The organism is Sutterella faecalis (assembly GCF_006337085.1).
GTDB lineage: Bacteria > Pseudomonadota > Gammaproteobacteria > Burkholderiales > Burkholderiaceae_F > Sutterella > Sutterella faecalis.
The window spans coordinates 901081-923755 of record NZ_CP040882.1 but is presented as its reverse complement, the minus strand read 5'-3'; the positions used below and the strand labels follow the sequence as shown (position 1 = coordinate 923755).

Genomic DNA, 22675 nt, shown 5'->3' with positions numbered 1-22675 from the left:
ATGACGATGCTGATTGAGGCCAAAGGGCTGGGCAAGCGCTACGAACGCGGCGGAAGGCCTTTCTGGGCTTTAAGAGGGGCGGATCTTCAGGTTTCATCCGGGGACTTCGTGACGGTTCTCGGCCGCTCGGGTTCCGGAAAGTCGACGCTTCTCAATATTCTTGTCGGACTGCTTCCGCCTACGGAAGGGAGTGTCTCCCTCATGGGCGAAGACATTTCGAAGCTTGACGACGCGAAGCGCTCGAGCCTCAGAAATGCGCATGTGGGCTATGTTCCGCAGAGTGCAGGCCTTATTCCGACGCTTACCGTTCTCGACAATGTTCGTCTCCCCTGGTACCTTGCCGGACATCGAGGCGAGGAGCCCGAGGGAAGGGCGCAGACGCTTCTTGGAGAGGTAGGCCTCAAGGATCTCGGAAGCCAGTTCCCGAGCGCGCTTTCCGGCGGCGAGCTCCGGCGTGTTGCCATTGCGCGCGCGCTCATGTGTTCTCCCGACGCGATTGTCGCCGACGAACCCACATCGAATCTTGATCCGGCAAGCGCCCGGGGCGTTGTCGATATTTTCCGCGCTATCGCCCGTAAGGGCGGGGCCGTTCTGATGGTGACGCACGACACCTTCAGTCTCGACGCTTCGACGCGGCTCTACGATATGGCCGAGGGCAAGCTCGAACTGCGCCCCTGAAGCGCTTTCATCCATCCATTCTTTTATCTCAGAGGGAACGCAAAAAATGTTCAGACGCGAGATTATCTGTGCGGCAGCAAGCGCCGCCCTTCTTCTTTCGACGGGCTTCGCGCATGCGGCAGACTCCGCCGAAAACAGCAACTATGATCCCAAGTATCCGTTCCCCGTTCCCGGCAAGGTGACGGTGGTCGATTTCGGCGCCTCCTGGTGCGCGAGCTGCCCGGAAATGGAAGCGCTCATGAAAGAGATGCAGAAGGAGTACGGCGATCGCGCTGCATTCGTCACGATCGACATTGACAAGTGGCGCGGCATTGAGGACATCTTCCTCATCGATCAGATGCCCGCCCAGATCTTCTACGACGCCAAGGGCGAACCGATCTGGAAGCACACCGGATCGGTTGACGCCGACACCATGCGCGAACGCGTCAATATTCTGATCGAGGGATCCAAGTCCTGAATTTCTGCCGGCATTGAGCCGCAATAAAAAAGCGCTTTTCCGATGTCTTCATGGAAGGCTCGGAAAGGCGTTTTTTTTATGCGTCGGAGGAGATGAGGAACAACCATGAGTGGCGCATTTTGACAGTAAGTTGACGTGCGCCGGCATCGTGCGATTTAGGGTCAACACCCTATATTGCTTTCTGAACAAAGCGGATAGTCGGAAAAATCAAGAAGCTTGAAGCTTTGTGTGTGTCAACCATTTTCCTCATAGTCTGTCAGATTACGCCAGAGCTGTGTGTTGCGGATTCTGAGGAAAAATCAACCCTCCCCCCCAGGACCGCAAAATGAATCCGAAGCAGGATACTTCGCTGCAAGCCCCCAAGAAGAAGGGCTTCAAGATGCCCGACATCTACATTATTCTCGGGCTCTTCATTCTTCTCATGGCAGTGCTCACGTACGTCGTTCCTGCCGGCCAGTACGATCGCCAGGTCGTTGAAACTGCGCACGGCGTACAGAACCTCGTCGTAGCCAACACCTATCATGCCGTCGCGCAGAATCCTGCCGGCTGGCTTGAGATCATTACGGCCATTCCGTTCGGCTTTGAACGTGCCGCCGGCATCGTCGTCCTCACCTTCATGGTTGGCGCCTGCATGGGCCTCATCAAGCGCGCCGGCCTCATCGACCTCGGCGTGCAGCGTCTCTCGAGCGCGGTCGGCCAGTCCGAGTTCCTCGTGGCTCCGGTGCTCATGATCGTTCTCTCGATGCTCGCCGCCTTCATCGGCGTGCCGGAACTTTCGCTCGCCTATCTGCCGGTCTTCCTCCCGCTCTTCTATCGTCTCGGCTATGACGGCATGACCGCTACCGCGGTTGCGCTTCTCTCGCCCTGCATCGGCTTCACCTTCGGCATCACGATTCCGGGTTCGGTCGGCATGGGTCAGCAGATTGCCCAGATCACGATGTTCTCGGGCTCCGGTCTTCGCGCCATTGTTCTCGTGATCGCTGTTGCCGTCACGATCGCTTATGTGATGCTCTACGCGGCCCGCGTCAAGAAGGACCCGAAGAAGAGCCTCACGTACGATACCGACCAGGAACTCAAGGAACAGTTTGCTCAGGAAGAAGCTGAAAAGACGCAGGGCGCCGCTCTCACGTTCACGAAGCGTCAGGTCTATGCGGGCGTCTCCTGCCTCATCATGTTCCCGATCGCCGTCTACCTCATCCTTTCGATGAACCTCGGCTTTGAAGCGATCGGCGGCCTCTTCCTCGCCATCGGCATCATCGCCGCGATCATCGCGGGCAAGACTGCGCAGCAGATCTGCGACGACATCAATGCCGGCATGCGCGACCTGATGGTCGGCGCTCTCCTCTGCGGCGTTGCTTCCGCTATCGCCGTCGTGATGGACAAGGGCGTCATTACCGACACCATCGTCTACTGGCTCGAACAGCTCCTCGCCACGACGCCTCCGGCGCTCTCCGCCATCGCCATCTTCTGGGAACAGGCCATCTTCAACGCGCTCATTCCTGGCGCCACGGCCCTCACCATTCTGACGATGCCGATTCTCTCGCCGCTCGGCTCCCTCCTTGACGTTTCGCAGCAGGCCATCGTTTCTGCCAACGCCTGGGGCGGCCAGCTCACGGACATCTTCTTCCCGACCTCCGGCTTCTTCATCGCCACCCTTGTGATCGCCAAGGTCGAATACACGAAGTGGATCCGCTTCTATACGCCTCTGATGCTCATCCTCGGCGCCATCTGCTGCGTCGCGCTCTACCTGCAGCAGCAGCTTGGCCTCAACTTCTAATGGAGTGAAAGAAGCAAATGCTCGATCTCATCATCCGCAACGGACAGGTTGTTACGACTGAAGCCGTTGAGTCTCTCGACATCGGCGTGAAGGACGGCGTGATTGTTCGCCTTTCAAACCGCATTGAGGAACCTGCCCGCGAAGAAATCGACGCCGCCGGCGAATACGTTCTCCCCGGCATGGTCGATCCGCACATGCACCTCTCCGAGCCCGGCCGCACCGAATGGGAAGGCTACCGCACGGGTACGCAGGCCATGGCTGCGGGCGGCATCACCTCGTTCGTCGAGATGCCCCTCAACCAGATTCCCTGCACGACGGATATTCCGAGTCTCGAAATCAAGCTGAAGTCCGCTGAAGGCCAGTGCTGGGTCGACTTCGCCCCGATGGGCGGCCTCGTTCCCTGGAACCTCGCCGATCTCGCGCCCCTCGCGGACGCCGGCGTCGCTGCCTTCAAGGCCTTCGTTGCAACCTGCGGTTCCGGCAAGCCCGGCGACTTCAAAAACGTGACCGACTGGGAGCTCTACCAGGGCGCCCGCGAAATCGCAAAGAAGGACGGTCTCCTCGTTGTTCACTGCGAAAACGCGACGATCACGGACGGCCTCGGTGCGGAAGCGCGTGCGAGCGGCAAGAAGTCTCTTGCCGACTACGTTGCCTCCCGCCCGATCTTCACGGAAGTCGAGGCTGTGCATCGCGTGCTCATGATCGCGGAAGCTGCCGGCTGCCGCATTCATATCGCGCACTGCTCCTGCCCTGAAGCGGTTGAAGAGGTCGAACGCGCCCGCGCCCGCGGCGTCGACGCGAGCTTCGAATCCTGCCCGCACTACTTCCTCCTTGCAACTGAGGATCTGGATGCGATCGGTCCGAAGGCCAAGTGCTCACCCCCGATCCGCGATCGCGCTCATCAGCGCCGCATGTGGGAGCTCCTTGCCGAAGGCCGAATCGAGATGCTCGTTTCCGACCACTCGCCCTGCACGTTCGACCTCAAGTCTTCGGACAATGCGTTCGACGCCTGGGGCGGCATCAGCGGCTGCCAGAACTGCGTTGACGCCATGTTTGACGAAGCGGTTCTGAAGCACGGCATCAGCCCTGTAACGCTCGCCAGGGCGCTCTCCACCGGAGCCGCACGCCGCTTCCGCCTGAAGGGCAAGGGTGAAATCGCGCTCGGCTTCGATGCCGACCTCGTGCTCATCGATCCGAAATCGAGCTACGTGCTCAAGGCCGAGGATCTGCTCTACAAGAACAAGTTCTCTGCCTACGAAGGCCGCAGGATCGACTGCCGCATCACGCACACCCTCGTGCGCGGCAATCTTGCCTGGAGCCTTGAAAAGGGCGTTTCCGAAAAGCCGATGGGCCGCCGCATGACGATTGCCGCCTAAAGACAACCTCATGCTGCTGAGGCGCTTATTTTGAAAAGGCGCCTCCAATAAAAAAGCCGGGAAAGAGTTCATTCAACTCCCCCGGCTTTTTTGTTTACCAAGGAAGATCCGGATCAGGAGCGGTCTGGTGCACACAAAAACAAGTTTTCTGCCGCCGAATATTTGGACAAACCGCATAAGGAAAAGTCATTAGCCGCATTTCTTATGTCATTTCACGCCACCAATGATTTTGTAAGGGAATGTTCTGAGACAAATCTTCCTAAATAAATACATATAAAACAACGTGTTAAATGAGATTTTTATTTGGCGTAAAAAGCCATTTTCTTGTCGCCTAAAGCTATCGACCCGAAGCGCCGGTCTTCTGAGAATACGAGTTGTTGCAGAAAACAACATATAAGAAACTTTTCCGAGGAGTGCATACCATGGACGATCGAACTTCGACGCAGGCACTCTCTGAGAGTGTTCTCGCGAACAAGGATCTTCTTCCCTCAAAACAAACCTGGAACTGGTACAACATCTTCGCCTTCTGGATGTCGGACGTTCACAGTGCCGGCGGCTACATCTTTGCCGGCACGCTCTTCTCGCTCGGTCTGGCCGGCTGGCAGGTCTTTGTTTCCTGATTGTCGGCATTGTCATTATTCAGGGCCTTGCCAACATCATCGGCGTGCCGAGCCAGAAGCTTGCCGTGCCGTTCCCGGTGATTTCGCGCATGACCTACGGCGTCTTCGGCGCGAATATTCCGGCGCTTATCCGAGGCGGCATTGCCGTCGTCTGGTACGGCATTCAGACCTATCTGGCGAGCGCCGCGCTCATGATCGTCGTGCTCTACGAGTGGCCTGATCTCGTGAGCCTCACTCACGACAACATCCTCGGCCTTTCGACGCTCGGGTGGTACTGCTTTGCAGCAATGTGGGTTCTCCAGACCGCGCTCTTTCTCTGCAACATGGAAGCGATCCGCCGCTTCATGGACTGGGCCGGCCCGATTGTCTACATCGCCATGCTCGTTCTGATGGTGCTGATCGTACGTGAAGCTGCCTGGGAAAACATCAGCTTCTCGCTCACCGAAAAGGAAATGACCGCGAGCGAAACCATCTGGACGATGATTGTGGGCGCTGCACTGGTGGTCTCCTACTTCTGCGGACCGACGCTTAATTTCGGCGACTTCTCGCGCTACGCAAAGAGTCCCTCGCAGATGAAGCGCGGCAACTTCTGGGGTCTTCCCGTCAACTTCGTCTTCTTCTCTCTCATTGCTGTGGTGACGATTTCGGGAACTCCCGTGGTCTTCGGCGAACTCATCGTCGACCCGATTGAAGTCATGGGCAAGCTCGACAACAAGACGGCCGTACTGATTCTCGGCCTCACGATGCTGATTGCCACGGTGGGCGTCAACATTGTCGCCAACTTCGTTTCGGCAGCATTCGACATTTCGAACATCTTCCCGAAATACATTTCCTGGCGCACGGGCGGTCTTGTGGCTTCTGTTCTCTCGGTCGCGCTCCTGCCCTGGAATCTCTTCAGCTCGCCTGAGGTGATTCACGTTACGGTTGACGTTCTCGCCGCTCTCATCGGCCCCGTCTACGGCATCCTCATCATCGACTACTACTACATCAAGCGCCGTCACGTTGTCGTGCACGACCTTTACAGCACCAGCCGGGAAGGGAGCTACTGGTACCGCCACGGCGTCAACTGGAAGGCTGTAGCTGCGCTCATTCCCGCGGGCATTGCGAGCGTTGCAGCGATGATGCTTGATTCGGGCAGCGGCATCGGCAACTTCACCTTCTTCATCGGCGCCTTCATGGCTGCCGGCGTCTATCGCTGGATTGCGCATTCCGACATTATTCGCGACTAACCATCCTCCTTGAGAAAAAAAGTCCCTGAAACGAGGGCATTGAGGCGTTGCGGCGGGAAGTTGTTCTTCCCATCGCAGCGCCTTTTCTTTGTTATTTTTCGTGGCGTAAAAAGACAAGTGACATGTCATAAGTTGATATCGAGCGTCATGTTAACCCTAAGGCATTTGTCGGGTAATGTTTTTAAACATATTGAAAAATATAAAAAATAAATAAAGTAATAAGAGAAAACGATGTAGATGCGTGTCGCGTAATGACATGACCTTGACGCGGTGGGCGCATGAGAAAAGTCATTTAGCGCCTATAGTTCAATTCAACGGAACACGCTTTCCGAAGATCAAATCAAAGCCAGGGCAGGGCCGGAACTCAAGGATGCTGCCAAGGGCTTCGAGGCGAAAAAAGCAACCACTCTTACAGTTAGTTGAAGGAGTTTCAGATGCCTGGTTATCCTCAGGACCTGCTTTCCAACCGTTCAGTCGTCAAGGCGGACTTTGCGATCATTACCCCCCAGGGCCGCGTGATCAATACGGTTCCCGGAATCGTCGACGCCAAGATGACGATTCTCTGCTCGCCCAAGATCGGCGCGGGCTTCGTGCAGCTGATCGGTACCCTGGGCGCCACGGCGCACACGGATTACCCCTACGGCGCTAAGGAACACGAAGAAGCCTTCATCTATGTTCTTGACGGTGAAGTCGAACTCGAAGTCGACGTCGCCGGCGAAAAGCGCGTCCTCACGCAGGGCGGCTATGCCTACTCCGCTCCGGGCAAGGGCATCGGCTTCAAGAACGTCAACGGCAAGGAAGGCCGCATCCTTCTTTACAAGCAGCGCTACATCCCCCATCCCAAGGGACTCATGCCCTGGAGCGTCTTCGGCAACATCAACGAAGTCGCCTTCCGCGACTACGACGGCATGGCCAACGTTCACGTGAAGGACTTCCTCCCTGTTGAAGAAGCTTTCGACATGAACATGCACATCCTCTCCTTTGATCCGGGTGCCTCGCACAACATCTGCGAAACGCACGTTCAGGAGCACGGCGCCTACATCTACGAAGGCGAAGGCATGTACCTCCTCGACGACACCTGGTACACGACGAAGAAGGAAGACTTCCTCTGGATGGGCGCCTTCTCGGTTCAGGCCGGTTACGGCATCGGCCGCGGCCCGTTCTCCTACATCTATTCGAAGGACTGCAACCGCGACGTCGAGATCTAATCGATCTCCTCTAAAGCGGTCGACCGGAGAACCTGCCGGCATCGAACGTCTGCGAAGGGGATGGCTTCCTTCCCCCCCTGTCTTTGAAGCCATCCCTTTCATTCCAGATTCCGCCGCTTGTTTCTCCGCGACGAGAAGCACCTTTTTCAATAGCAAATAAGCCAACACCCAAGGAATTTTCACCATGGCTCTCGACAGCAACTTCAAGCACCTTGATATCCGTGAAGCGCTCGCCGGCACCCACATGAAGGGCCGCAACATCACGTTCCTCGACGATTTCTCCCGCGAAGAAATCCTCTCGCTCTATCAGGCTGCTGAAATGCTCGAACCGTTCATGCGCACCGGCACCGACCTGCTGCGCGGCAAGGTTCTCTACACGCTCTTCTTCCAGCCCTCCACCCGCACCCGCTGCTCGCATGAAAACGCCATGCATCGTCTTGGCGGCTCCGTGATCACGGAAGCGGATCCGACGCACAACTCCTCCGTTGCGAAGAACGAATCCCTCGCCGACAGCCTGCGCGTTACGAGCGAATACGCCGACGTCATCGTCATGCGTCACCCGGACGACAAGGAAGCCCTCGGCGCCCTTAAGGAAATCGAAGGCCACTGCGCTCCGGTGATCTCGGGCGGCTACGGCCACGTCACGCACCCGACCCAGGGTCTGCTCGACTCCTACACCTGCTGGCGCGCTTTCGGCGACCTCTCCAAGGTCACCGTCGCCATCGCCACGCCTGACCTCTCGCGTGCCCGCTCCGGCCAGTCCTTCGCCCTCGCTCTTGCCGCCATGGGCGCCAAGATCATTTACACGGGCACGAGCGAACTGCGCACCCCGGACGTCGTTCGTCAGAAGCTCATCAAGATGAACGCGAACTTCGAAGAGCACTTCGACCTCACGATGAAGCAGAACGAAGAGCTCTACGCCGACAAGAACGTCGACCTCATCTATCTGCCGGGCTGCTCGGTCAAGAAGGATGACCCGAACCGCGCCGACTTCGAAAAGAAGATGGCCAACTACTACGTCTCGCTCGAAATGCTCCGCAACATCAAGGCGAAGACCGGCAAGACCGTTGGCGTGCATCACTCGCTGCCGCGCAACCCGGGCGAATTCGACTTCGGCATCGACAACACCGAGCACCAGCTCTACTTCCGCGCGATCGGCTTCTCCGTCGCTCTGCGCATGGCGCTCCTCGCTGCCGTCGTCGGCGTCAACTGATCCCGCTAGCCCTTAGCAGGGGATCCGCTTAGACCCGGAAAACAAGCAGCAGACGACACCGATATTTCCTGATTCATTCGGGCTCTGCTGCTTAAGGGTTCAAGCGTCTCTTCACAGAGGCCGGACACCGCTTCCGGCCTCTTGAACCCAATACTCTCCAGAAAGGATTCTTCAGTCATGCGTCTTGTTATTGCTCTGGGCGGCAATGCCCTTTTGAAGCGCGGTGAGCCGATGCTCTGCGAAAACCAGCGCGAAAACGTTTCCATCGCCTGCAAGCAGATTGCCAAGGCCTATGAAGGCAACGAGCTCGTGATTACGCACGGCAACGGCCCGCAGGTCGGCCTTCTTGCTCTCCAGAACAATGCCTACAAGAAAGTGCCGATGTATCCGCTCGACGTGATCGGCGCCGAATCGGTCGGCATGATCGGCTACATGATTCAGCAGGAACTCGTCAACTACGTGCCGAAGACCGCCACGCTCGCGACGATTCTCACGCAGACGCAGGTTGATCCTGAAGATCCCGCCTTCAAGAATCCGACGAAGCCTGTCGGCCCCGTCTACGACAAGGAAGAAGCCGAACAGCTCGCCAAGCAGCACGGCTGGACGATCGCTCCCGACAACGACAAGTGGCGCCGTGTGGTTCCGAGCCCGGATCCGAAGCGCATTTGGGGTCTCGCTCCTCTGAAGACTCTCGTTGAAAACGGCCACATCGTCATCTGCTGCGGCGGCGGCGGTGTTCCGACCTACTTCGACAAGGACGGCAAGCTCGTCGGCGCTGAAGCCGTGATCGACAAGGATCTCGCTTCGTCCGTGCTCGCAGCCTCCCTCGATGCTGATCTCTTCGTCATCGCCACTGACGTTGACGGCGCCTACATCAACTGGGGCAAGCCCGATCAGAAGAAGATCGTTCAGTCCGATCCGAAGTCGCTGCGCGAATTCGGCTTCGCCAAGGGCTCGATGGGGCCGAAGGTTGAGGCTGCCTGCCGCTTCGTCGAGAAGACGGGCAAGACCGCTGTGATCGGCGCCCTTTCCGAGATCGACAAGATTCTCGCGGGCAAGGCCGGCACCCGCGTCGTCAAAGAAGAGGGCGTCATTTACGGCTGATGCTCCTGATCGAATCTGAAGCGATAGATTCGAGCATGTGATTTTTTCCTCCGCGTTTTTGGGCCGGCCCAGGGTTTACCTCGGCCGGCTTTTTTTTCGCGGGTGCCTTGATAGACTGCCGCAAGCGGCGGATTTTTCTGGTACCGTAAACGTCCGAACCCAAAGGAGGTTTTCCCCGATATGTCCGATGAGATTCGTCTTCCTCTTCCGCTCGAGGGGAAGCCTATTCCTGATGATGATGCGCATCTGCCCCTCGGCGACAGCATTCTTGCAAGCTGGATCCGGTCGATCTGCCAGACCGCGCGAGGCTACGGCGTTGAGCCCGAAGCCATTCTGAAGCGCGTCGGCATGGATTCTTCGCTCCTCACGGTTCCCGATGCGCGCTTCCCGGCGATGAACGTGCGCCGCTTCTGGGAGGCGCTCATCAGCGCAACGGGCGATGAACTTATCGGCCTCAAGTGCGGACAGGAAATGCAGGCGCCGACGCTCCACGGTCTTGGGCTTGCCATCATTACGAGTCATTCGCTCGCCCAGGTGCTCGACCTGACGGCTCGCTACGCCAAGGTGATTTCAACGACGATGGACGCGAGCCTCGCGCACGACAGTTCCGGGTCGACGCTCACCCTTAAGACCCTTCATGGGTATGAAGCGCGTCATGCGGCGCTTCTCTGCGTTCTTGCCTTCATCTTCAGGCAGGCCAACTCGCTTTCTCAGCATGCCGTGACGCCTGTTGAAGTGAGGATTCCGCTTTCCCGTGCGGAACGGGCGGAAGTCTCGCGTCTTGAAGAATATTTCGGCTGTGCTGTTGACACCAAGAGCTCGGACCGTGCAACGATTCGCTTTGCCTATCACGATGTGATGGAGCCTTATGCCGCTCAGAACGCCATGCTGCGCGAGGCCAATGAGCAGGTTGTCCGCCAGTATCTCAATCGTGTTCGTCAGTTCTCCTTCACCGTTCGCGTCGAAGAGGAAATCGAAGCCCTTTTGAGAGCGGGCGAGAGCGTTCGCATTCCGGATGTTGCCGGCCGTCTGAATTTGTCCGCGCGCACCCTGCAGCGCCGTCTTGAGGAAGAGGGCGCCGTATTCGTTCACCTCGTTGACAAGCATAAGAAGCAGTTCGCGCACGATGCGCTCGCGCATACCGAACGGTCGATCACGGAGATTGCCTATACGATCGGCTTCTCGGATCCGAGCAACTTCTCGCGCTCGTGCTCGCGCTGGTTCGGGTGCTCGCCGGCCGCCTACCGGCGCAGGATCCGGCAGCTGCCGACCTGATCTGAGCGCTGCGCCTCAATCGATGAAAAGCCTCCGGAACCGGCTCCTGCCGGACGGAGGCTTTTCTTTCAAAAGGAGAATGGGCGGGCCTAAGGTCTTATTCGGCAGCCGCAGGCGCGGGCGAACCCAGGAAAAAGCGCGAGCCGTTGGGGACGCCCTCAAAGGACGAACCCCAGACAAAGATCTGAGCCGCCTTCTCAATCGTCATTTCGGGCCAGGGACCGAATTCGGCGCCGAATCCCTTCAGAATCGCGAGTCCCGTCGGGGTGACGAGCTCCCCCTTGCCAGAGGATGCTCTGACGGCAACGCCCTCGAGCATCGTGAACATGGCCGGAGCCGGGTAGGGGAGAAGCCCGTGGGCGCATTCGACTTCGCCCTCGTTCATTGGAATGGGGCTTGCAACGATGCGCGAGATGTTCATTTTGAGGAAGAGTTCTGCCGAGAGTCCGATGGCGAGAATATTGGCCATGCGGCCGACTTCGTGAAAATGCACCTCGTCCATCGTCATGCCGTGCACTTTTGCCTCCGCTCCGGCAAGCACCTGCCAGACGCGGTCGGCAAGGGCGCGCGCGCCATCCGAGAGCCGGCTCTTGTCGTAGATCGCCCGGATGTCTGCCGGATGCCGGTGGGCGTGCTCCTTCGGCGCCAGAATTCGCGCTGACATGCCGCGGATGGAATTGACGTAGCGGGGCGCATATTCAAGGCCGCAGTCAATGGCGGGAAAGAGCATGCGCAGGTACGCGCCCGCCATGCCGCCGGGAAGATCGTTGAGCGCGAGAAGGCCGGAGAGGAAGGCGCCCGCATTGAAGCCCGCATGAATGCGGACGGCAAGAATCGAGGATTCAGTCATGGTTGGGTGATTGCTTCTTTCGAGGAATGGGTCGTGAGGAGCCTGAGCGTCCGTGCCGCAGCGCATGCTGCGCCGTAGCCGTTGTCGATATTGAAGACCGCAACGCCCGGCGCGCAGGAGGCGAGCATGCTGCGAAGCGCCGTCATGCCGCCCTCGGCGATGCCGTAGCCTACCGATGTGGGGACGGCAAAAAGGGGCTTCTCGGTGAGGCCTCCCATGACGGAAGCGAGCGCAGCATCAAGGCCCGCCGCCACGATCACGACGTCGCACGCATTGATTTCGTCGATGACGGACTGAATGCGCCAGAGTCCCGCGACGCCGCAGTCTTCAAAGAAAGCGGTTTCGTAGCCCAGGTATTCGAGCGTGCGGGCGGCTTCGTGCAGGACGCTCGCATCGGCATTCCCGGCGGAAACGAGCGCGGCTTTTCCGGGGCGGGCGGGGAGTTTCGCGTTCCATGCCGTGCGGGAGAGCGGGTCGAAGTTGTATTTCTTCCGGAGGTCTTCCGGGAGTTCGGCAAAAAAGCCGGGCTCAAGGCGCGTGAAGAGAATGGGTTCAGCATCGGGACTCCCGAAGCGTTCAAAGAGCTCAATGAGCACTGAACGGGGCTTCCCTGCGCAGAACACCGCTTCAGGAAGACCGATGCGGCGCGGACGGTCGAGGTCGAAGCGAACGGTGGAATGGGACATGTTTTTTTTTGAAAGAGAGGTCTGAAATATCGGCTGTTCCGTCGGAGGTCCGTCATGCGGCCTCATCGGCTTCGACCCCGAAGCGGTCGGCAGCTGCAAAGGCCGTGCGGCGCCGGCGTACATCCCGCAGGGGCGAGTCGCCGAACTGGCGCTTGTATTCGCGCACGAACTGCGTCGGGCTTTCGTAACCGACGGCATAGGCGGCTTCAGCCACCTGCGCGTGCTGCGCGAGCATCATGCGCTGCGCTTCAAAAAGCCGGATCTGCTTTTGAAACTGGAGGGGACTCATGCCCGTGAGGCCCTTGAACTGCCGATGGAAGTTCGAGGTCGACATGTTGTGCATGCGCGCGAGCTCCTCAATTGCAATGGAAGTCGCAAAATTGGCCCGGAGCCACGAGACGGCGCGCACGATGGCGCCCGCGGGGGCGGCGTCGCGAAGAAGCGGCAGAAGTCGCGGAGCGGTAGCGCCCGTGAGGAGCAGATAATGCAGGTCCCGGATCACGAGCGGAGCGCGCACCTTGACCTGATCGGGGTTCGCCGCGAGATGAATAAGCCTGGAAAAATCCTCAAGAAGATCCTTCCAGGGCGTAAAGACGAAGCAGGCCTGCGTCGGCTGAGGCTGGGCGTCCGCCGCCGTCATGCTTTCGGCGAGCTCAATGAGAAGCGCCCGGTCGAGCCGGAGCGAAATCGAATAGAAGGGATGTTCGGGCGAAGCATTGAGCGCGCGGTAGGCGCTCGGGAGCGCCGCCCCCGAAAGGAGCCCTTCGCCCGAGTGATAAATGATTTCCCGGTTGCAGATGAGCGAGCTCTTCGACCCGGAAAGTATGAGCGAGCAGGCGAGCTCCCCGCAGGAGCAGGTGAGCGGCATCTCGCACTCGTGCCGGTGCGTGAAGAAGCCGGGGACGCTCGTCTCATGCGATCCTCTCTGAGGATTAAGTGCCTTGAGCGCCTGAAGCATGTCGGCAATCTGATGATCAATGTCGGACATGGCAGTTGGATGAGCGGTTGGAAAGATTCGTCGAATGAATGTCCGGCAGGTGCATCCTGCCAGGAAGAGTGATATTCCAAATGATAAGCAGGATTGGGCAGTTTGCAAGGTGGGTGAATGACGTAAGCGCTCTCTTATTGCATCAAGGAATCAGGGGAATGCGCGGGCTTCAGGCAGATTCAGCCTCTCTTTGGACAGGGTAATTTGAGAGATTGGGGCAGTAATTTGATTGGATTTGGCAGCATTGCTCAGCTTATCTTTTGATAAAAACTATCAAAATATTGACATCGATAGATTTAACATGTAATATCGGCTTATCGATAAACAAGATGCATCAAGAGACGGTTATTGATAGTTTTAAATGCATCGCAACAGGACCCATAAAAATGACGAATACTGAACGACTCAATGCTTACGTCGCCTCCCTGCTCGTTTGGAACGTGAAGCTCCACAACCTCCACTGGAATGTGACCGGCAAGCTCTTCAAGCCCCTCCATGAGTACACGGAAGCTCTCTACGACAAGGCCTTCGACGCTTACGACGAAGTCGCCGAGCTTCTGAAGATGAAGGGCGAAATGCCGCACGCGACCCTTCGCGGGAGCGTGGAGCTTTCCGTGATCGAAGAAGTTTCGCCGCGCCTCTTCTCTTCCTGCGAAGTCGTTGCGGAAGTCGAAGCCGACATGAAGAAGATGGCGAAGCTCGCACGCGAAATCCGCAATGCGGCTGCTGAAGAGGACGATTTCCAGACGCAGGGCATTTTCGAAGGCTATCTCGCGGGCTACGCGAAGGAACTCTGGTTCCTCTCCGCCATGCGCGCGGATGCGGTTAAGGAAGGCTGCTGCTCCGCGAAGGCCTGATGCCTCAGTTCGCACCCGCTCCTTCGGAGCGGGGCGCGGGCTTAAAAAAGAAGAGCGCTCATCATCCTGAATTTGTCAGGGATCATGAGCGCTCTTTCGTTATTTGGAAGTCTCGCCCTCAAAGGTTCTCTCTCAGAGGAGGCTCCCACCTGCGGCAGGCATACTGGAGCGCCGTTTCGTCGGCGCTTCTGAGAAGCGCGTCCATCATCGGCGTTTCCCAGTCTTTCTGAGGAAGCGCCCGGCCCATGAGCGTCGACTCAGCCTGTGCGCGAAAGAGCGTGCCCATGGATGAGCCTTCATAAAGCTTCCAGGTTCGGATGATCCGGTCTGCCGCTCTGTCAAGACAGTGAGCAGAAGGAACCCCGTCGGATTTTTGGCCGTTTTCCTTTGTTTCGGCCGGCATAAGGTTCCAGAGATCGTTCGTATGGGTGCGCGACCACGGGATCATGTGGTCGACGGCGAGCGTTTTGGGGAAAAGCTCCACGCCGGACCAGACGGAATGGAGGTTCCCCGTGCGGATGCGCTCGAGAAAGAGCCCCCGGGACCAATTCGTGTCGCGCATGTCTTCCGGCGGCGTCATCAAGTCGACCACGGCGCCGGGCGACATGGCCCCGCGGGAAAAGTCCGACGAGAGCCTCGCCCAGCGGATCGTGATGGCTTCCGTGAGCCAGGGCGCAGAGACATTGAGTTCGCGCCAGAGCTCGGAGGGAAGGTAGAAGGTCCCTGCCGCCCGGTCGAGGAGCGCGGGAGCGATTGCTTCTTCGAGCGATCGAAAGCCCGCTCCCTTTGCGAGTCGAAAGAGGCGGTTCCCGTCTTTTCCGGCAATGGCGCTCGAATCATTGCCGAGGGAATTTCCGGCATAGAAGATGGGACCGCGCTGAAGCGCTTTGTTGATTGCCCGGGCAAGAGAGATGAAGGCGAGACTGCGTGCGGATCCGGCCGCGAGCCTTCCCAGGTAGAAGTCGTTTCTGAAGGCGAGCCAGTCGCCCTGGTAGAGGCGGATGAGCGCCTTGAGAGGCTCCTCGAATTCGAGGCGTCTGCCGCCCCCGATTTGAGCGGGAAGCGGCGCCGATTCATTGAGCGCATGCCTGCGGTAGATCTGCCAGTAAAGCGCTGCGACGCGCTCAATAATGAGCCCCATCGGGATTGCCGCCTGATGAGGCGCATCCGGAATCTTCGACCGAAGGAGGTATCGATCCATGTCCGTCGGCGAGAGATATCGTACGCGGGCAGAGTTGGAAAGGTTGATTTCGGCAAGCGCCTTGATAAGCGCGAGCTTATAGGTAGTGGTTTTCCGGTCCTCTTCGAGAAGCCCCTGGAGGCTTTTCCTTGCCCGCACCCTGGTAGCATCGCGCACGAAAACCAGTCCGGCGGAGGTTTGCTTTACGGGGGATTGGACAGATTTTCTTTCCGCAAGCGCAAACCCGAAGCGTTCGAAGAGCGCAATGACGAACTCGGGCGAGAGACATTGAGGCAGAGAAGCCGCATCGAGCAGAATGAGCGCCACGCCGGAAGGCTTGAGAACCATGTCGATTTCGCGAACGAGTTCATGAAGCTTATCCGTAGTGAACGCTTCCTTCAGCCCGTCAAGGACGACTGCATCGAAAGAAGCCTCTTCAAGAGCTTCGCCATAGCGCTCCCGATCGGCTTTGCCGAGCGGAAAGTGAAGCGGAATGCGTTCAAGCCCGGGGCTTCGGCCGCTTTCTTCGTCCGGAGCGTCCGCATCCGCCGTGACCGTGACGCAGACATCGGCTTCTGCGAGCGGGGCTGCGAAGCGTGCGCTTCCGAGCTCCAGCGCACGGGTGCTGGCAGGAATCCATTTAAGAAGGAGCGTCCTGAAGAGATGCTCCGTGGAGGACTCCTGAGTGAGGCTTGAGGAGAAAAGAGTCACTTGGGTTGGATGACGAAGAGGGACTAAGGATAAGGAGAAGCGTATTGCGGAAACTCAAGCTTCAGGCACACAGGAAAACCCTGAATCTAATATAGGAACGTCCCTTATCAGTCGATTGAATGCATGTTTTCCCGTAAGTCATTGCCTGATTTTTAGACCGAACATTCAAAAGAACTAGTTAAAATGGCCTGACGCATAAAAGAACAAATACTGATGCAGCCCGGACCCCGAGTCGACTTCGCAAGGGATGTGAATCTCTCTGAAGGAGCTCCATTCATCGGGCGCTCAGAAAGAATCCGCTGCAGCGAGTGCGTTATCCCGGATGTCGCCGGGACCTGAGACGTCTCGCCGGCAGCACGTTTTGAGGGACCATGACAATGGAAGAGAATTTTCTCTTTGGCTTCTGGAAGGGACGTCGATTCGATCGGAGAAACGACGCTTCAGGAGCACTGCCTGACGGCTTCCCGCTTGAGGAAGCGCGCGAATTTAATCGCGGCAACCCGCTGACAAGCATTATTTCGAGCGCAGGCTTTCTCATCTTCTCCGGAGCTGAAGCGCTTCCTCTGGTTCTTTTTGCCTATTACGACAATGTTCGCCGCATGTCCTGCGGACGCTGCACGCCCTGCCGTGCGGGAAGCATCCTCATTTGCGAGGCGCTCAAGGCGGCCGTCCTCGGCCGAGGCTGCACCGTCAACTGGGAAGAGGTCCGCACGCTCGCGCGCCAGATGGAGTTGACGAGCCTCTGCGGCATCGGCGCCTCCACAACAGCAGCGCTGATCGGCGCAATCGACCATTTCCTCGACGACCTGAAGACAACGGAACCCTTAGGCGACCCGGCGGCGCTCGCCGCAGAGAAGCGCTACGCATCGGCTGCAACCGCTCCCTGCATCGAAGCCTGTCCTGCGAACGTCAATGTTCCCCGCTACATCGACTACATCCGTGACGGCCGTCCTCAGTTGGCCGAAGGCGTGCTGCTTGAACGTTATCCGCTCGTCGGCACCTGCGGGCGCGTCTGCGTTCGTCCCTGCGAGAAAGCCTGTGCGCGCCGCTTTGTCGAGGCGCCCGTTGCGATCAAGGACCTGAAGCGATTTGCCGCTGATCATGCGGGAGCCCCCGTTTCGCATCTCTTTGCTCCGGAAGCCTCGCTCGGGCTTGATGAAAAGAAGGTTGCCGTCGTCGGCGCCGGCCCGGCGGGCATCACCTGCGCCTACCATCTTCTCCAGATGGGGCATGCGGTTGATGTTTTCGACATGGAGGAAGAGGCGGGCGGCATGGCCCGCTGGGGAATTCCCGCCTATCGTCTTCCGCGCAGGGAGCTCGCGGGCGAAACGGACGTCGTGAGGGCCCTGGGCGGCCATTACATCTTCGGCAAAAAGCTCGGCCGCGACTTTTCCGTCGATAGTCTCCTTCGCGACGGCTACAGCGCCGTCTTTCTCGGGATCGGCTGCGCGCTCGGGCAGTATCTCAATCTCCCCGACGAGGACCCGTCGGCCGAAGGCTATCTCAAGGGGCTCGACTTCCTGCTTGAAATCGAGCACAGCCAGAAGAACCCAGGAGGGCCGGCGCCTCTTCATGGCGATGTTGTGGTGATCGGCTGCGGGAACGTCGCGATGGACTGCTGCCGCACGGCAAGAAGACTTTTGAAGTCCGGGCGCGTCATTGTCGCCTACCGCCGCATCGAGGCCTCGGCGCCCGCAGATCCGGAGGAAATCAAGGCCGCTCGCGCCGAGGGCGTGGAATTCGAATTCCTTTCCGCCCCGAAGCGCATCATCGTGGAAGACGGCCGCGTTGTCGGGATCGAGCTCGTGCGCATGTACCAGACGGAGCCCGACGCGTCGGGCCGCCGCGGCGTAAAGCCGATTGCGGGTTCCGAATTCGTTATTCCCTGCAGCACGGTCATTGCTTCCATTGGTCAGAAAATGGACGCATCCGTTTTTTCTCCCGAAGACGGCATCAGGCTCTCGCGCTGGAACACGATTGAAACGAAGGCCGACTACACGACCTCCCGCAAGGGCGTCTTTGCCGGGGGCGATGCCGCCGTGGGCGCTCAAACGCTCATCCTTGCCATGGCGCACGGTGAAGGCGCGGCGAGATCGATCGACGCCTACCTGAGGAGCGGGGAACCGGCCTTTTTCCCGAGAAAACGCCTCTCCCGAATCATCAGGAAGGCGGATCTTCTCGGCCAGTGCCGGCCGGAGAAGAGCTTCCCGCATGCTGAACGCTTTGAAGTGCCGATGCTTGACGCCCGCGGACGCATCGAGGAGACCCCGTGGAAGGAGGTTGAGTTCGGCATGACGGATTCGGACGGCTGGAAGGAATCGAAGCGCTGCATGCGCTGCTACCGCCTCATCGGCGTGACGACCCGCGACCCCATTCCCGGCGCCGAGCCCACGGGCGAGGACACGCTTCCCCTTTGACGGAGTTTCCCCAAGATGGCTTCCCAGATTTATAAAGACAAGAAGGAGCTCGCGCCCCGCGCATTCATCAACGGCATCTCCGTGGTGATCGAGCCCAACGACACGATTCTCGAAGCGGCTCGCCGCGCCGGGATCTTTATTCCGACGCTTTGCGAATTCGCGGCCCTCAATCACCGTCCCGGAACATGCCGCATTTGTCTTGTGGACATTGATCGCGCGGACGGCGGCCACGACATCGTGACCTCATGCGATACGAAGATCGAGCCCGGCATGCGCATTCATACGCGTACGGCCGAGGTCCGCCGCCGGCAGCGCCTGCAGATGGAGCTTCTTTTTGCCGACCATGATGAAAATTGCTCTTCCTGCTCCCGCCACGGCGACTGCGAACTCCAGAAGGCGGCCCTCTGGGTGGGGCTCGAAGGCTCGCACATTTCCGGAAAATATCTGGCAGACCGTCGGGAGGATGCTTCCGCCCCTGCCATGCGCTTTGACGGCAGAAAATGCATCCGGTGCCTGCGCTGCATCGAGGTCTGCCGCCGCGTGCAGGGGCCGAACGTATCGGCGCTCACTCTGATCGACACCGGCACGGGCGCTCAGGTCGGTTTCCGCGGCGCGGACTCCTGGGGCGCCTCCGACGTCTGCATTCAGTGCGGGCAGTGCTCGCTCGTCTGCCCGACGGGAGCCATCAGCGTGCGCGACCAGTGCTGCGACGTTTTTGATCTTCTCGACGACGACTCCGTCACGACGGTCTTTCAGATCGCTCCGGCCGTGCGCGTGGCGATTGCCGAGGCTTTCGGACTTCCGCCCGGCACCAATGTCGAGGGGAAGATCGTGACGGCGTTGAAGCGCATGGGCGCCGACTACGTGATGGATACGCGATGGTCTGCCGACGTGACGATCATGGAGGAGGGAACGGAGATCCTGGAGCGCCTCCGGGAAGCAAAGGCCGCGGGAACGCTGGAGAAACCCTTTACGTATTTCACTTCCTGCTGCCCCGGATGGGTCAACTACGTCGAAAAGGTTGCGCCCGACATGATTCCGCACCTCTCCTCGACGCGCTCGCCGCAGGCGATTTTCTCGGCGCTCGCGAAGACCTGGATGCCGAAGTCGAGGGAGCTCGATCCGAAGTCGATCCGCGTCATTTCGATCATGCCCTGCACGGCGAAAAAGGACGAGGCAGGAAGGAAGCTTCTCGAGCGCCGCCCCGGCGAAAAAGATACCGACGTTGTGCTCACGATCCGGGAATTCACGCGCTTGATCCGCCGCACGGGGCTCAACCTGGCCGAGCTTCCCGATACGGCGTTCGACACGCCTCAGATGACGCTCGCTTCGGGCGGCGCGCAGCTTTTCGCAACGACGGGCGGCGTCATGGAGGCGGCGCTTCGCACAATGTCCGCCATTACGAATCAGGATCCTCAGCCGCTCCCGCCTTTCGAAGACGTTCGCGGCGCGCGCTCGATCAAGGAAACGACCGTTCATCTCGGGGACCTGGGCGACATCCGCGTGGCGGTGGTTCACGAATGCGCCAATGTTGCGAAGGTGATCGACATGGTGAGAAAGGGCACCTGTCCCTATCACTTCGTTGAGGTCATGGCCTGTCCCAACGGCTGCGTCGGGGGCGGAGGCACGCCCCGCGGGCGCGACATCTGGAAGAACAATCTCGGTGCCCGTCAGAGTGCGGTGTATGACATTGACGCCAGGATGCCGATCCGCGCTTCGCACGAGAATCCGGAGGTCATCCGCCTCTATGAGGACTTTCTCGGAGCTCCGGGAAGCCGCCTTGCGCATGAGCTCCTTCACTGCACTTATGAGGATCGGAGCGGGGCGGGCGAAAAGCCGCGCGCCCGCAAAATCTTCCGGTTGGTTGAGCTTTCCCCCGATCAGATGGGAAATCCGGATTGAGCCTGAGAGAGGCGCCGTGTCTTCCCATTAGGGAAATGTCTTAGGGCCCGCATCGATTTTTCCATGGAATCGGCGGGCCTTTACTTTTCTCAGTCCGAATGTAAACCGTGACGGACAAATAGTTTGTTACAATCCGTCTCCCTTACTGAGAATGAATCTCATGTTCATTCCGCTGAGCAGCAATGAATTTCTGACATCTTCAGTTTTGGTTCGGGGGGAGCCTCCTGGCGCACGCGGAATCGGGGGTCGATGCCGCGGGCGTTTGCCCGAGGAGCGGAGGGGAAATCGTTCCTGCGGGTAGACCGGAGTCTGACTCCGGGCTTGAGGTTTCCCCTCGAACCAAACATCATGATATTGAAGCAAAGCCCGGGTGGTTCGGATGGGAGCCGCGCCGGGCTTTTTGCTGCGTGCGGCGCGCATACGGTTCTCGCCTGAAACGCAGACGAAAAAAGAGGGGATGGCGCCTTTGCGCCATCCCCTTCCAGGAGACCCCAAGACAGCGCCTCATTCAAGGGCAGGCATTGCACCCGCCCTGAGGCTCGGATCCACGAAGCCGACCCCTGGCTTCTCGAAGTGGATCAAGCTGTCTTGCTTGAGATGAAGTATGCCTTATATGAGAACGATTCGCAATAGCGATTGCGACAGATGAGCCTAAAGTCAGCTTCAGAGTTTTCATTCATTGATGCAGGTCAAAGCGTCTGAAGGAGAGTGCCTGAAACCGGCGCCGAGAGCGAGATGAACAGGGAAAAGCGGCATGAAAGGTGGGGAAAACCGCTAGGGAATCTTTGCAGTATCAATTGAATTTCATCACGACGAGCATAATATACAAGAAAAATAATTCTTAATATCTAGAAAATTGCATTGCGAAATCTGAAATTTCGCGTAAAGTAACTCCTCAGCAGCGCAGCAGACGGACTCCATCTCCGCATAAGCCGCGCAGCTTTAATCCCCATCCATTTGAATTTCAAGAGACGCGCCATGACCAGATTCGGGTTCAGGTTTAGTCGCCAACAGGGAGCATGGACGCCAACAACGTCCTTTGCCATTTGAAAAATGATGAATACTCTCCGGAAAATCAGCTTCTTTGTGAACAAGACGTTCGCGCTCTGGGTCGTCGCCACCGGCGTCCTCGGCTTCCTATTTCCGGAAGTATTCGTACTGGCTGGCCCCTGGGTACCCTTCCTTCTCGGCATCGTCATGTTCGGCATGGGGCTCACGCTCACGGCGTCGGACTTCCGAGAAATCTTCTCCCGCCCGAAGGACGTGATCATCGGCATCATTGCGCAGTTCACGATCATGCCGCTCTCGGCCTTCCTGCTCTGCATGGCCTTTGATCTGCCGCCCGACCTCGCCGTCGGCCTGATGCTCCTCGGCTGCTGCCCGGGCGGAACGGCTTCGAATGTCGTCACTTTCCTTGCCCGCGGCGATGTGGCGCTCTCCGTCACGATCACGTCCTGCACGACGCTGATGGCGCCCGTGGTGACGCCTGCCCTGATGTACGCCTTTGCGAGCGAATGGCTCTCGATCGACCCGACCGCAATGTTCCTCTCGATCGTCCAGGTGATCCTCGTTCCGATCGGTGCAGGCGTTCTGATTCACCGCATCTTCGGCGACCGTGTTGAAAACGTCACCTGTGCGCTGCCGCTCATTTCCGTGACGGCCATCGTGATCATCATCGCCGCGGTTGTTGCCTCGACCAAGTCGAGCATCGTGAATGCGGGCTTCGTCGCCTTTCTCGTGGTTGCCATCCAGAACGCCGTCGGCATGGGGCTCGGCTACGTGATCGGCCGCATGACGGGCATGAATGCCGCCAAATGCCGCGCCCTCTGCTTTGAGGTCGGCATGCAGAATTCGGCTCTCGGCGTGGCGCTCGCCTCCGTGCACTTTGCCGCGAACCCGATGACGGCGCTCCCCTCGGCTGTCGGCGCTCTCTGGCACAACCTGACCGGTCCGATCGTCGCGACCTGGTTCCAGAGCCGCGAGGCCGGAGAGCCCGTCGCCGGGATTACGCCCGCCAAGACGGAAACGTCTCCTGCTGCCTGAACTCGCCTGGGCTTGCTCTGAAAACTGTCTGCACCTCCTTCCCGGGACTGGTGCAGACAGTTTTTTGGTCCTCCGGATTTGAAATCAAGGGAAGCACGTCATGA

The 22675-nt window shown here is 58.8% G+C and carries 18 protein-coding genes; 14 read left to right on the top strand and 4 right to left on the bottom strand.

Going from position 1 to position 22675, the window contains the following annotated elements; genetic code table 11:
* From FG381_RS03650 to FG381_RS03610, 10 genes are all read left to right on the top strand, one after another.
* Complete coding sequence (locus FG381_RS03650; protein WP_226960264.1) at window positions 1-678, top strand: ABC transporter ATP-binding protein; 678 nt, start codon at window positions 1-3, stop codon at window positions 676-678.
* Between the two features lie 46 nt (window positions 679-724).
* Window positions 725-1135 (top strand): TlpA family protein disulfide reductase, encoded by a 411-nt coding sequence (locus FG381_RS03645; protein ID WP_139687586.1) that lies wholly within the window; start codon window positions 725-727, stop codon window positions 1133-1135.
* 325 nt (window positions 1136-1460) lie between these two features.
* Entirely contained in the window at window positions 1461-2912 is a 1452-nt protein-coding gene (locus FG381_RS03640) for a YfcC family protein (protein ID WP_139687585.1), read from the top strand.
* A gap of 17 nt (window positions 2913-2929) precedes the next feature.
* On the top strand, window positions 2930-4288 hold the full coding sequence (gene allB, locus FG381_RS03635) for an allantoinase AllB (RefSeq protein WP_139687584.1): 1359 nt from the start codon (window positions 2930-2932) through the stop codon (window positions 4286-4288).
* Window positions 4289-4710: 422 nt separating this feature from the next.
* Complete coding sequence (locus FG381_RS12845; RefSeq protein ID WP_265575140.1) at window positions 4711-4908, top strand: cytosine permease; 198 nt, start codon at window positions 4711-4713, stop codon at window positions 4906-4908.
* Between the two features lie 44 nt (window positions 4909-4952).
* Window positions 4953-6137 (top strand): NCS1 family nucleobase:cation symporter-1, encoded by a 1185-nt coding sequence (locus FG381_RS03630; protein ID WP_265575139.1) that lies wholly within the window; start codon window positions 4953-4955, stop codon window positions 6135-6137.
* A 434-nt stretch (window positions 6138-6571) separates the two neighbouring features.
* Window positions 6572-7345 (top strand): (S)-ureidoglycine aminohydrolase, encoded by a 774-nt coding sequence (gene allE / locus FG381_RS03625; protein ID WP_139687583.1) that lies wholly within the window; start codon window positions 6572-6574, stop codon window positions 7343-7345.
* 184 nt (window positions 7346-7529) lie between these two features.
* Window positions 7530-8558, top strand: a complete 1029-nt coding sequence (locus FG381_RS03620) for an aspartate/ornithine carbamoyltransferase family protein (RefSeq protein WP_139687582.1) — start codon at window positions 7530-7532, stop codon at window positions 8556-8558.
* A 177-nt stretch (window positions 8559-8735) separates the two neighbouring features.
* On the top strand, window positions 8736-9662 hold the full coding sequence (gene arcC / locus FG381_RS03615; protein WP_139687581.1) for a carbamate kinase: 927 nt from the start codon (window positions 8736-8738) through the stop codon (window positions 9660-9662).
* Window positions 9663-9842: 180 nt separating this feature from the next.
* A complete protein-coding gene (locus FG381_RS03610) occupies window positions 9843-10937 on the top strand; it encodes an AraC family transcriptional regulator (protein ID WP_139687580.1) in 1095 nt (364 codons plus the stop codon).
* A 97-nt stretch (window positions 10938-11034) separates the two neighbouring features.
* On the opposite strand, the gene larC is transcribed toward FG381_RS03610, so the two are convergent.
* Genes larC through FG381_RS03595 form a run of 3 tightly spaced genes read right to left on the bottom strand, consistent with a single transcriptional unit; the run spans window position 11035 to window position 13461 of the window.
* Window positions 11035-11787, bottom strand: a complete 753-nt coding sequence (gene larC / locus FG381_RS03605) for a nickel pincer cofactor biosynthesis protein LarC (RefSeq protein ID WP_139687579.1) — start codon at window positions 11785-11787, stop codon at window positions 11035-11037.
* A complete protein-coding gene (gene larB / locus FG381_RS03600) occupies window positions 11784-12473 on the bottom strand; it encodes a nickel pincer cofactor biosynthesis protein LarB (RefSeq protein WP_139687578.1) in 690 nt (229 codons plus the stop codon). Before larB ends, larC begins: the two co-directional genes overlap by 4 nt.
* Window positions 12474-12525: 52 nt before the next feature.
* The gene (locus FG381_RS03595; protein WP_139687577.1) at window positions 12526-13461 is read right to left on the bottom strand and encodes an AraC family transcriptional regulator; all 936 of its coding nucleotides are present in this window, start codon (window positions 13459-13461) and stop codon (window positions 12526-12528) included.
* A 386-nt stretch (window positions 13462-13847) separates the two neighbouring features.
* On the opposite strand from FG381_RS03595, the gene FG381_RS03590 reads away from it, so the two are divergent.
* Complete coding sequence (locus FG381_RS03590) at window positions 13848-14318, top strand: Dps family protein (RefSeq protein WP_139687576.1); 471 nt, start codon at window positions 13848-13850, stop codon at window positions 14316-14318.
* 118 nt (window positions 14319-14436) lie between these two features.
* Here FG381_RS03590 and FG381_RS03585 read toward each other — a convergent pair whose 3' ends face one another.
* Window positions 14437-16209, bottom strand: coding sequence for an HNH endonuclease domain-containing protein (locus tag FG381_RS03585; RefSeq protein ID WP_139687575.1), 1773 nt, complete (start codon window positions 16207-16209; stop codon window positions 14437-14439).
* Window positions 16210-16586: 377 nt separating this feature from the next.
* Here FG381_RS03585 and FG381_RS03580 point away from each other — a divergent pair, with 377 nt between their 5' ends.
* The 3 genes from FG381_RS03580 to FG381_RS03570 all read left to right on the top strand — a co-directional run bounded on the left by FG381_RS03580 (window position 16587) and on the right by FG381_RS03570 (window position 22571).
* Complete coding sequence (locus FG381_RS03580; RefSeq protein WP_139687574.1) at window positions 16587-18626, top strand: FAD-dependent oxidoreductase; 2040 nt, start codon at window positions 16587-16589, stop codon at window positions 18624-18626.
* 15 nt (window positions 18627-18641) lie between these two features.
* Entirely contained in the window at window positions 18642-20528 is a 1887-nt protein-coding gene (locus tag FG381_RS03575) for a [FeFe] hydrogenase, group A (RefSeq protein WP_139687573.1), read from the top strand.
* Window positions 20529-21584: 1056 nt separating this feature from the next.
* Window positions 21585-22571 (top strand): bile acid:sodium symporter family protein, encoded by a 987-nt coding sequence (locus tag FG381_RS03570; RefSeq protein ID WP_139689125.1) that lies wholly within the window; start codon window positions 21585-21587, stop codon window positions 22569-22571.
* Window positions 22572-22675 lie beyond the last annotated feature (104 nt).